Origin of the sequence: Streptomyces sp. (genome assembly GCF_036566765.1) — a bacterium.
Taxonomy (GTDB): domain Bacteria; phylum Actinomycetota; class Actinomycetes; order Streptomycetales; family Streptomycetaceae; genus Streptomyces.
The window spans coordinates 1-10,552 of the sequence record NZ_DATCVQ010000515.1 but is presented as its reverse complement, the minus strand read 5'-3'; the positions used below and the strand labels follow the sequence as shown (position 1 = coordinate 10,552).

The following is a 10,552-nucleotide window of genomic DNA, read 5'->3' as shown; positions in this document are numbered from 1 at the left end:
ACGGGCTGGCGTTCCGCAACGCACGAGGCTCCCGTGCCGTTGAGAGAGGTGTTCGACGTCTCAACTCATCAGCGCAGGAACCTCGTTGGTTCCCAATCCTGCCGCACTCGACCTGCCTCACGTCCTGGTCGAGTGGGTATCCATTCTCATCGTCACCCGTGAGGGTGACCGCCGCTGCAAGCTCCCGCCTCACCAGCGCGCTCTCATGGGCCTTGTCTACCTCCGCCGGCACGACACGCTCACGCAGATCGCCGCCCGCTTCGGCATATCCGTCGGCACCGCTCACGCCTACGTCACGGCCGTCGTCGATCACCTGTCCCGGCCAGGCACCCGGAATCCTGCGTGTCCTGCGAGAGGCCGATCCTGACCACGTCCTGCTCGACGGGACCCTCGCCGAGTGCGACCGCGTCGGCGACAGCCGGGCCGACTTCTCCCAGAAGCACCGCCGCCACGGCGTGAACGTGCAGGTCGTGGCCGATCCCGCGGGCAAGCTGCTGTGGATCTCGCCCGCGCTGCCCGGCCGCACCCACGACCTGACCGCGGCCCGCACCCACCGCATCATCCGGATCTGTGAACGCCAAGGCGTCCCCGTCCTCGCCGACCGCGCCTACATCGGGGCCAGCCCCTGGGTGACCACACCGATCAGACGGCTTCCCCATCAGGACCTCACCACGACCCAGCGGACGATCAACCGGGCCCTGTCCGCGGCACGAGCACCGGTCGAACGAAGCATCGCGCGACTGAAGTCCTGGCGCGTCTTCCGCAAAGCCCGCTGCAGTCCCAACCGCATGACCGTCATCGCCGCAGCCGTCCTCACCCTGGAGCGTCAACACTGAAGGGCTCAGTCACTGGGTGCTCCACTGCCAGCTGGTGAGCTTCTTGAACTCATCGGGGGTGCGGGCATCCACGCCGTTCCAGACCAGTCGGGTGGGCGGCTTGGAGGCATTTCCGACGAAAGCGGTGCAGAGGGTGCGGGTCTCACCGATGTCCCAACTCAGGTAGATCTCCTCGTTGGGGCAGCCGTTCTCGTCAGGAACGGGCCTGATGGCCGGCTGCTCCGCTACCTCTTCGCCGTTCTCGTTGAGGATGGCGAAGACATCGGTCAGTTTGGGGTTCGGCTGGCTCGGCTCGCCTTCCTTCAAGGTGTACTTCGCGAATACGAAGTACGGGGTGTCGGCAGGTTTGTCGAAGAGTTCGGGGTGCAGCTTCGGCATCTGCTCCGGGCCGCCCTTGACGATCTTCTGCACGGTGATCTCGAACTTTCCACCGGCCGAGGACTCGTACAGCATGGGTCCCGGCTGCCCGAGAGCCAGCGCGGGGCCCCACGTCGCACTCGCACTCGCGCTCGGGCTGGCGTTTGGTTGCTCGCTCTTGGTCGTTGCCGCACGGTCGGTGGAGCTGGCGGTACCGCTGTCGTCGCCGCAGGCGGTGAGTGCGACTCCCAGAGCGACGGCCAAGATCCCGTAGGCAGCCTTGGAGCTGCGATGCATGTTGTTCTTCCTCCGGCAGAGACCCAGGGGAGAACAGCCCGACTCGACTCCCCCTTGATGCGCATTTCGCACATCGGTCCGAATGCTACGCGGCGGAAGCAACGAAGATCCTTCCGGGGGCCCAACCCTAGCTTCTGTCGAGGCTGCGGAGTTGGCTCGGGCCTGGCGGGGATGGCCTTGGGCCGGCCGCCGGTAGCGGCGCTGCAGCAGGCACCCGATAGGAGGCGCTCGTGGCACAGTTCGGCCCCAGAGCGGGGTGTTCACGAGTGCCGCTGACCAAGGCACTCCAGAGACGAATGAAGATCGCTTCCCGTCTGGCTGAAGATCGTTTCCCAGAACTGTGCCGATGACGCTCGTAATAGGTTGGTGTTCGAGCGGCTGTGCACGGCAGAGTGGCGTGGTGAGTGAGCTGTGGGCACATCCGCCCCTGACGAGGGCGGATGTGGATCCGCGCCAGCACCGCGGCCGAGTGCCGCCTGATCTCCCGGGGGCAGTCGTGAACGAACGGGACGTCCTGCTCAACGAACTCGCGCAGGGCCTGCGCCCCATGTCTGAAGGCATCGACTGGTTCGACGACCTCGGCTCGGAAGAACAGTCCGAGGTTCTACTCTTCCTACGTCATCACTGTGTCCAGGCGCGCGCTGTCGCCGAGGATGCCTCGGAGGGCATCCGCCGTGCTGGGCTGCGCCCTACGCATACGCCCGCGGTGCTGATCTCCCGGGGCCGGATCGACGAGCAACTGGGAAAGATCGCCGGTCTCACGCCTCTCGACGAACGCCGCAAGGCATTCAGGCTGCTGATCGCGGTGCTCACGGTCGCCGACGGGCGGCGCCGCGAGCGCTTCTGCTCCAGCGGCTGTGGCCACTGGTGGCACCATCTGTCTGCCGCCGACTGACTGCTCGCAGCCGGTTTCGTTCCTCAGAAGGAGCGCTTCCGTTCTGGTGGCAGGTTTCTGGCGGACAGGGTCAGGCGGTGGCGTGTGAGGTCGACTTCGAGGATCCGTACGGTGATCTCGTCGCCCTCGCTCACGATCTGGCCGGGGTCTTCGACGGGCTCGTCACGGAACTCGGTGTTGTGCACGAGCCCCTCAACTCCGTCGGCGATGCGGACGAAGGCTCCGAACGGGATCAGCTTGGTGACCGTGCCGGTCGTGACAAGGCCTGCCTTCTTCGCGAAGGGAACGAGCGGGTCCTCCTGGAGGGCCTTCAGTGACAGCTGGACTTGTCCACGCCGGGTGTCTACGTCGATGATCTCTCCCACGACCCGCTGGCCGGCGGTGACAGCGTCTGCGGGATGGTCGATCCGCAGCCAGCTCAGTTCGGGGCCTCTGATGAACCCGGTGCACAGACCGGCCGGTTCGCCGACGAGGTTCACGAACACACCGAAGTTGTGGACGCTCCGCACCTGACCTTGGTGTGTTGCGCCGCGCCGAAGGCCAAGAAGAAACGCTCGCAGAGCCGGGTCCTCACACGCTGAAGCGGAGGCCCAGACGCGCTCCTGCTGCCAGTCGACGGCTATTACTTCGAAGGTGAGGCGCTGCCCGATGCTCACAGCCTCGGATGGATGCTCGATCGCCTTGCGGGTCAGATCGCCACGCGGGATACGCCCCACTGCTTTCCCGGGACCGGAGAACCCGTCCAGTTCGACGAGCACCTCCCGGTCCTCGACGCTCATGACGCGGCCGACACGGACTTCGCCGACTCGTATGGTGCTCAGGAATTCCTTCAGGGTCTCGCTCGACAGGGGTTCGGTCACGGCCATGACTCTAGGTCAGGGTGCTCTTCGCCCTTGCCCCTGAAGCCGCTGATCCTCATGCTCAGGCCCATGAACACGCCAAGCGGGAGCTTCGATGTCGTCCCCCCTGGAAGCTCTCTTCCCAGACGCCGGTGTCGCCGATCTCGGCCGCCTTCGTCGTTCGGCAGATGAGATCGATGACGTCCAGGTATCGGGGAAGCCCCAGGTCTGGGAGTGGTTCCCGCAGCACGTCACGTTCCCGGGACGGGCCAAGGCCGGCACACCGGAGCTCCCGTTGTCTCTGGTCTCCCTCTACAACGACGGCGCTGACTGGCTTGAGCTCTCACTCGACGTGGAGTGGACCAAGGAGGGCCTTCTCAATGTCTGGTCAGCCATCAGCATGGCCTGCTGGTGCGAGGTGACGAACATCAGTGACGACCACGTGAAGGTCCACTTCCGAATGAACATAGACGAGGACGGCTGGCCGCCGGCGAGCGTCGCGCGCCTGTGGGCGGTGGATCTCGGCGACGGAACGGTGCGGTTGGACCTGCCTTGTCGAAGGCGTGGCTGTCGAGGACGACGTACTTGGCGGAGCCGTCGGCCGTGGCGGTGGCCGTGATCGTGCTGCCGCTGCGCTGCTGGCCCGACTGCTTGACGAGGTGGCGGGCCTTCTCGTCGTAGCGGTAGAGGGCCGGTGCGGTGCCCTCCGTACGGTCGGGGTCGAGGCGGAAGATAAGCCTTGCGGCGCCGTCCGCGGGGCGGAGACCTGGAAGCCGTTGCCGAGGTAGCCCGGAGTGGACTCCGGGAACAAACTCGAGACCCGGACCGAGGAGCTGGATGCCGCGCGAGCGGCCAACCGAGAGCTCACTCGGGCCTTGAATCATCCACCATCCGGGGTCCAACGGGGGCGCACCTAGAGATTCCATAGGGGCGACGTGAGGAGCGCGTCGGCGCCTGAAACCAGGACGAAACACAGGAGCGCCAACTCGCCCCGGTCCAGTTGGTCCGTCTCCCAACGGGAGCCATCGGAACGCAGGATGAGACGCTCTTCACCGCAGATATTCCGAATGAAGTGCCGGTGGAAACGATGTGCGGTGAACGACAGGGCCCGGCCATCGCTCACATAAAAGTGAATGCCTCGGCGGCGCGGCACAAACGACCTGCTCGCAGCGCGCGCCGTGAACGGCACGCCATCCAGCCTGCCATGGACTCCGAGGCGCATCCTGCTCCGCAAGCCGTGCCAGGGCGGCGCGGCGTCGTCGATTTCCAGGACGACGTCCTCACCAAGGACGAGCTGCCAGCGCTCCCACGCCTCGGCTTTCGCAGTAGGGCTCGGTCGTTCGCCAGGCTCCCGCAAGAGGGTGTACTCGCCGTATGCCGTCGGGACAACGGCATACAGAGCGCGTTCAGGTGCAGGCTGGATCCACTTGGCTAACGGTGCACGCCAGCACGGTTGGATACGCGACTCAGGCACGACGAGCCCCCCGTCGACGACGCCGATCATAGGTACTGCGGCCAGAGGAGGTGAGTCCTTCCCACTCCGAGGAAGCCGCGCTGTCAACCTCCAATGGCCGCCGCTGGGCCACGTCACGGCCGAAGCACAGCGACCATCGGTTCGTACGAGCTTGCGATATCCCAATTTTCTCGACGAATGACTCCCCCGGCAGTCGTCATAGCCATCGGCATCCTCGACTGAGCTTGGCGTGGGGCATGCGTGGGGCGGTCGGAAGGCTGTCAGCGGGCGCGCGTAGATTCCGGTCGACCGTCCGGTCGAGTGGCGAGGAGGGAGCGAGTGATGGAGTGGGTCGGGGACTCTCGGCTGGCAGCCGGGCCTGAGGCCGCCTGGTACCTAGAGGCGGCTTTCACGGCGGGCGCTCAGCTGGGCACGGTGTACGACGATCCGACGACGCCGGTAGTCGTGACGGGCATCGAGGAGCTGACGACGATCCGCGTGCCCAGTGGCCGGCTCGTCGTCGATGCGCCCTGGGACGACGACGAGGTCTGGCACTACGAGAGGGGGCTGCCGACGAGGCCCCCGCGCGAGCTGGCCCTGAGGATTCCCCCAGGTGTCTACCGGGTGGAGATCGCGTGGACGGCGGGCCCGTACGAGTTCATGGGCGAGCACGTTGACGGCATTGAGTGCGCCGCGACGCGCTTCTGCATCAGCGACGACCATGTCGTCGGATGGGAGATGGGACTGAGCGTCGAGGACGATATCGACCGGCTTCAGCCGGGCGAAGTGCCCCGGTTCTTCTCCGACGCCAATGTCGGCTGCTTTGCCGACGCAGGTGCCTGGACGGCCTTGTCCGCGCCGTTTCGCACGTTCATAGACGGCGTCCCTGCCCCTCGCGATACCGAGCAGCTGGCTGACGGTTGCGAGCGGGTACGCGATGCGTCAATGCAGGCCGATCTGGTCACTTTTGGGGCCGAGTCGGGCGGCGTCGTCTGGCTGGGCCGCACGGAGACCGGCAACGTGGCGGCGATCGTCGTCACCAGCGGCCTGCCCGGTGCGAAAGCCTGACGTCGCCGGGCGATTGGAGCCTATCCGGCACCTCCCCGGCCGGGGAGGTGCCGGAGGACGCTGCCAGATCATCCCGAACGAGCGAAGCCACCGGTCGGTCAGGCGGTCGGTGTCGGGGCGGCGTGGGCGGTTGAGTCCTGCACGCTCGACGGTCACCCGATCCCGCGCACCACATCTGTCGCACCTGGGGGTGCTGGGTAACGACGCCGCTGAGCTGCGACGACGCTCCTGCCGATGCCTCGCACCACACGAGCACCCCCAGATGTGACCGTGCACCAAAGTTGGCCCCACTGGACAACTCCGATGCACAACCGCGGCTTGCTCAGAACAGGGAGTCCCAGAAGATCGTTTCCGGGTCGGGCTGTTCGGGATGGAGCATGAGGCGCTTGCAGCGCAGGAGGCCCGGTTCATTGGTTCCGGAGGCGGTGCTCATCCATCGCAGGGCCTCCATGGCGTGTGCGCGTTCGTCGTCGGCGAGGGTGTCGACGGTCCGGCGGAGTTCCTCGGGGGCGGGGTCATCGGTGAGGCAGAGCCATCCGATCGCCGCGGCCAGGCGGACTTCGGGGGCCTCCGCCGGGTCGTGCCATCGCTCGTACAGCCACGCCGCGGTCGGCGGGTGCGCGTGGGCGCGGGTGATCTCGGCGGTGGCCAGCAGAAAGGCGGCGCGGACCATGGCGTCACGCTCCGCCGCGAAACCGGCGGCCAGGGCGGTGCGGACGACGCGGTCGGGGTCGGCGGCGGTCGCCAGGGCGTAGGCGGTGTCGACGCGGACGGCGGAGTCCGGGTTTCCGAGGAGCGGCAGGAGCGCGGGCGTGTCGGCGGTGATCGCCGCCCGGGCGGCGGCCACCGACCAGCCGGCCGGGTATCCGGTCACCTCATAGCCGTAGTCGTCGTCGCCGTCGGGAGCGTGGCGCACGGGATCGGTGCGGTGGAGGAGGAGTTCCTCGCGGCAGGCGACGCCGAAGTGCCGGGCGCGGGCCGGGCCGGAGATGACGCCGAGGGCGGCGGCGCGGTGGGGGTGGCCGGGGGCCGTGGCGAGGGGGATCAGGAAGGGTACGGCCAGGGCGGCGGCGGCCCGGCTGTCGTTGGCGCACAGGCCCCACAGCACACCCGTCGCGCCCATGTCGGGTTCGTCGCCGGCAAGCAGGTGCTCAACGGCCTCCCGGGCGTCGGGCCCGTGGGGGAAGTTGCCCCATGGGACGGCGTCGAGGCCCAGGTCGCGTCGGGGCTCGGGCAGGATGCCAGCCACCACCGCCCGCACGTCGTACGGGCCGCCCGAGAACGAGGCCAGATCTGCCCCGTCCACCACGGCCCGGCACATCGCGAACGTCGGATCGCTCCGCCAGTCCCTCACATCACACCCCTACCATCGAACGCTCGAAAACGTGATCACGACGAACAGCCCCGCGGCAGGCGGTCCAGCCGCTCACGCCGGGGCCAATCATCGTGCACACCTGCGACACGGTCGTGATCACTCCACGACTCACCCTGTGCGGCGGTAGGCGCCGGCAGGGCCGGCGAGCCGCCCACCCCACTTGGCGTTGATCCGGTCCACGACGGGCGCTGACGGGGTCCCAGCTTCGATCTCCCTCAGCAGTTCCCCGTCATCGTCATAGAGCTCAAGACTGAACCGCAGACCGAACCGGGTCAGCAGCACAGCCAGCTCCTCGAACCGTTGAGGATCGACAACTCCGTTCAGGAGCGTGTCCCCGTCAGTCGGATCGACCTCGATGCGGCACCAGCTGGTCTCGACCTCATACGACCCCCACGACGAGCCTGATTGGGAACTCCAGTCAGCCCCTATGAAGCGCTCGGCCACCAACGATGCACTCGGGGCTCCTGCCAGGCCACCACACACATTGTTGTTGATCTCAAGCCAGACGGGATCGAGCGGCTGTCCCTCATCAGATATGTCCACAGCTGGATTATGAAACAGACCCCGCAACCCGCGATCGCACACGCTATCGACATCAAAACTCGGTTCTGGCACAGATCTTGGGGAGCGGTCGCGGAGCGTAACTGGAGAAGATTAGGCGGTTTTCGCGAGAACTGAGAAATAGCAGCACTCGAGTCGGCCGGTCGCTCGTCGTTTGAGAATGGTTCACCCGAAGCTTGCGGTACCAAGATGGACAGCGGGGTACAGCAGGTCGGGCCCGGTGCAGCACAGGTAGGAGCTGTGCCTCCATATGCTGACCCCATGACCTTCACGCATCCTCGTTGGGGACTTGAGTTCCACTGGTGGGCGGTCGATCCGTCCGGCCAAGTCGGGTTGTTCGACTCAGCGTTCGGCCCGGTGCCCACGGCGGCGAACGCCCATGTGCAGGCCCTGGATGAGGCGACCGCCTGCGCCATGACGCGGCACCCGGAGTGGTTCGCTGCGGAGTGCGGGGAGGATGACTGTCCTACGCACTGCGTCGTTGAGCTGGCACGGGCACCATATCTTTTCACCTGGGACTGCGAATATGACGATCGCTACTCGCGATACGGCGTGCCAACACAGCCGATTTTGGTGTCCGAGCTGCCTGCGACCCTGGCTGCTGTCGTGGGGCTTGTGGAGGTCGACTTTGCTTTCGATCAGGCCGCGCGGATCGACCTGGGATACCCCGGAGGCCGAGAGTGCATTTCAGCCTCGACGGCAACCCCCTGGACGTGCTGCCAACGGCAGCCGGATGGGCCGGTGCCGCACGCCTTCGGGGAGCTCGCTGCTCCGTAGTGTGAGTCTGGATGCGCAGTTGGCCGGGGGATCGGCAGCTATCTATCTGAGCTCCACTGCTCTGTGCCGTGATGCTGCCATGGCCAGCCAGCCGCCGCTTGCTGCTCCGCGCGGGCTCGGGTGGTGGCGAGGCGGTAGGCGTTTTTGGGAGGCACCTGTGCAGCGTCCCGTTCGATGTTCATGGGTTGTGGGTTCTGGCGCAGATCTTGGAGAGTGATCGCAGAGTGTTACTGGAGCAGGACCATTTTGCGGAGAAGTTCGAATCCGGCGCGACCGTAGAGCTGCCTTTTGATCTTCTTGATGCGGTTCACGGCTCCCTCGATGCTGCCGGAGCTCCAGTGCAAGGTGAGCCCTGCTGTCACGGCGTCGAGGTCCCGGAGCAGGTGGAGTGCGAAGCCGGTGAGGCCGGGTAGCTGGCTGGCATCGACTGCGTCGATCCAGGCAGGGAGCCTGGCACCCAGACGGTCGCTGAGAATCTCGCCGATATCGCGGACATGCCCGGCGGCCGTGTCCAGTTCGGGGCAGCGCGCCAGGACATCCTTCAGGCCCGCGCGGTCGTCCTCGCTCAGTGCGTTGGGGTGTCTGGTGAGCCAGCCGGTCACCTCGCGCACCGTCGGAGGCCGGGGCGGCGCGCCGGCCGGAGCCCCGCGGAGGGGTGGCGATGTGGGCGCGGACCATCTGGTAGGTGACGGGCGCGTTGTCGGCAACGAGTTCACTGTGGAGGCGGGTGACGCTGGTGCATCCCGCGGCGAATCGGCGCTCCAGGTAGGGCTTGTATGGGTCCAGCCTGCTGGGCCGGGGCCGGTTGTCGCGGATGGTGTCCTGCCAGCGTGCGGCGTTCGCGTACCGGAGGACGGTGTTGAGGCCCCAGCCCAGGTGCCGGGCGATCGCCCGACGTGAGTGCCCCTGGGCGAGCATCTTGTGGACCAGGGCGTGTGCGGCCTTCTTCCGCTCGGCTCGCCGGCCGACCGGCTCCGCGCCGTTCTGCGGCCGATCGGAAGCCGGTGGGGTGTCCTGCGGCAGCGTGCCGCTGGGCATCGGGTTGCGCAGGCAGTCGCGATGGGCGGCGACGCAGGTCTCCACGGCCCGGCCGAGGCCCTGCCATAGAGGGAACCGGTCAGCGACCTGCAGGGCATCGGGGACACCGCGGCGGGCGCCCTCGGCGTAGGCGCCTGCTCGGTCCCGGCAGATGATCTCCACGCTGGGGTGGCGGATCAGCCAGGCGGCCAGCGGTCCGCCCTCGCGGGTCGGGAGCACGTCGACCACTTGATGGTCTTCGACGCTGGTCAAGACAGTGGAGTAGGTCTGGCCGCGACGGATCGCGAAGTCGTCCACGCCCAGTACCCGTGGAGTACTGAACTGCGGATCGGGCAGTGCCATGACCCTGCGTAACAAGGTCATCCGCCCCGCACCGAAGCCGAGCTGGGCAGCCAGCCGAGCGCCGGCCCGCCCCGCCAGGGCGAGTCCCACCCGTTCCAGAGCGCGGTTGAGCCGCATGGTGAACCGTGCGTGCGGGACAGTCAGCCGGGCGAACGGCTCGGCGAACGTCCGGCGCGGGCAGTCCCCGACCCGCAGATGAAACGCCTGACCGTCAGACGGATCACAAAGCCCTGATCAGCGAGCGGAAGGTCCTTCAGCCTGCGCTGGTAACGATCGTGGACCCGGTCCGAGAAGAGGCCGCAGTCCGGACATGCCACCGCGACCGCGCGGCCTCTCGCCATCACCTCGACCGTGCCGAACGCGGCCATAACCGCCTCGACCTCCAGCTCGTCGATCCCCTCGAACACCAGCGAGTCCCAGAACAGCGCGTCGGTCTGCATGACCCGCACCATCACGGTCCACCGCCGACCACAGCAGCGAACGCAATACACCTGAGGGAGCGTCACTTCCGGCCGTCAGGCGACAAGGCGTACGCCGTCTCGTACGAGCCAGGCCCTCACAATCGAACGGCGATGTCACGCTCCGCGACCGCTCCCCAAGATCTGTGCCAGAACCCATCTCTCGTCGACATTCCCGAGCCGGTTGATCACCAACGTCCTCCGCAACCCGTCGACAAACGCTGTTCCTAGGCCTTGGAGTGTCGGGTAGCCGGGG

The 10,552-nt window shown here is 67.0% G+C and carries 11 protein-coding genes and 2 pseudogenes; 5 read left to right on the top strand and 8 right to left on the bottom strand.

The window, feature by feature from the left end; translation table 11 throughout:
• Positions 1-85 precede the first annotated feature (85 nt).
• Positions 86-836, top strand: a pseudogene (locus VIU94_RS30125) (transposase family protein).
• A 9-nt stretch (positions 837-845) separates the two neighbouring features.
• On the opposite strand, the gene VIU94_RS30120 reads toward VIU94_RS30125, so the two are convergent.
• Entirely contained in the window at positions 846-1,490 is a 645-nt protein-coding gene (locus tag VIU94_RS30120) for a hypothetical protein (RefSeq protein ID WP_331916116.1), read from the bottom strand.
• A gap of 496 nt (positions 1,491-1,986) precedes the next feature.
• On the opposite strand from VIU94_RS30120, the gene VIU94_RS30115 reads away from it, so the two are divergent.
• The gene (locus VIU94_RS30115; RefSeq protein ID WP_331916114.1) at positions 1,987-2,385 is read left to right on the top strand and encodes a DUF5958 family protein; all 399 of its coding nucleotides are present in this window, start codon (positions 1,987-1,989) and stop codon (positions 2,383-2,385) included.
• A gap of 23 nt (positions 2,386-2,408) precedes the next feature.
• Here VIU94_RS30115 and VIU94_RS30110 read toward each other — a convergent pair whose 3' ends face one another.
• On the bottom strand, positions 2,409-3,245 hold the full coding sequence (locus VIU94_RS30110; RefSeq protein WP_331916112.1) for a S1 RNA-binding domain-containing protein: 837 nt from the start codon (positions 3,243-3,245) through the stop codon (positions 2,409-2,411).
• A gap of 94 nt (positions 3,246-3,339) precedes the next feature.
• On the opposite strand from VIU94_RS30110, the gene VIU94_RS30105 reads away from it, so the two are divergent.
• Positions 3,340-3,843: a hypothetical protein gene (locus VIU94_RS30105; RefSeq protein WP_331916110.1), complete on the top strand. Its 504-nt coding sequence runs from the start codon at positions 3,340-3,342 to the stop codon at positions 3,841-3,843.
• 294 nt (positions 3,844-4,137) lie between these two features.
• Here the strand turns inward: VIU94_RS30105 and VIU94_RS30100 are convergent, their stop codons facing one another.
• A complete protein-coding gene (locus VIU94_RS30100) occupies positions 4,138-4,728 on the bottom strand; it encodes a hypothetical protein (protein ID WP_331916108.1) in 591 nt (196 codons plus the stop codon).
• 291 nt (positions 4,729-5,019) lie between these two features.
• On the opposite strand from VIU94_RS30100, the gene VIU94_RS30095 reads away from it, so the two are divergent.
• Positions 5,020-5,745 carry a DUF4241 domain-containing protein gene (locus tag VIU94_RS30095; protein WP_331916106.1) on the top strand — a complete coding sequence of 242 codons (726 nt, stop codon included), beginning with the start codon at positions 5,020-5,022 and terminating at the stop codon, positions 5,743-5,745.
• 322 nt (positions 5,746-6,067) lie between these two features.
• Here the strand turns inward: VIU94_RS30095 and VIU94_RS30090 are convergent, their stop codons facing one another.
• Both VIU94_RS30090 and VIU94_RS30085 read right to left on the bottom strand, forming a co-directional pair.
• Positions 6,068-7,099 carry a HEAT repeat domain-containing protein gene (locus tag VIU94_RS30090; protein ID WP_331916104.1) on the bottom strand — a complete coding sequence of 344 codons (1,032 nt, stop codon included), beginning with the start codon at positions 7,097-7,099 and terminating at the stop codon, positions 6,068-6,070.
• Positions 7,100-7,228: 129 nt separating this feature from the next.
• A complete protein-coding gene (locus tag VIU94_RS30085) occupies positions 7,229-7,663 on the bottom strand; it encodes a hypothetical protein (RefSeq protein WP_331916102.1) in 435 nt (144 codons plus the stop codon).
• A gap of 279 nt (positions 7,664-7,942) precedes the next feature.
• Here VIU94_RS30085 and VIU94_RS30080 point away from each other — a divergent pair, with 279 nt between their 5' ends.
• Positions 7,943-8,458 carry a hypothetical protein gene (locus VIU94_RS30080; RefSeq protein ID WP_331916100.1) on the top strand — a complete coding sequence of 172 codons (516 nt, stop codon included), beginning with the start codon at positions 7,943-7,945 and terminating at the stop codon, positions 8,456-8,458.
• Between the two features lie 227 nt (positions 8,459-8,685).
• Here the strand turns inward: VIU94_RS30080 and VIU94_RS30075 are convergent, their stop codons facing one another.
• The 3 genes and pseudogenes from VIU94_RS30075 to VIU94_RS30065 form a co-directional block, all read right to left on the bottom strand.
• Positions 8,686-9,060: a transposase gene (locus VIU94_RS30075; RefSeq protein ID WP_331916098.1), complete on the bottom strand. Its 375-nt coding sequence runs from the start codon at positions 9,058-9,060 to the stop codon at positions 8,686-8,688.
• A 517-nt stretch (positions 9,061-9,577) separates the two neighbouring features.
• Positions 9,578-9,838: pseudogene (locus VIU94_RS30070) on the bottom strand (ISL3 family transposase); the annotation flags it as partial.
• A gap of 140 nt (positions 9,839-9,978) precedes the next feature.
• Complete coding sequence (locus VIU94_RS30065; protein WP_331916096.1) at positions 9,979-10,278, bottom strand: transposase family protein; 300 nt, start codon at positions 10,276-10,278, stop codon at positions 9,979-9,981.
• Positions 10,279-10,552 lie beyond the last annotated feature (274 nt).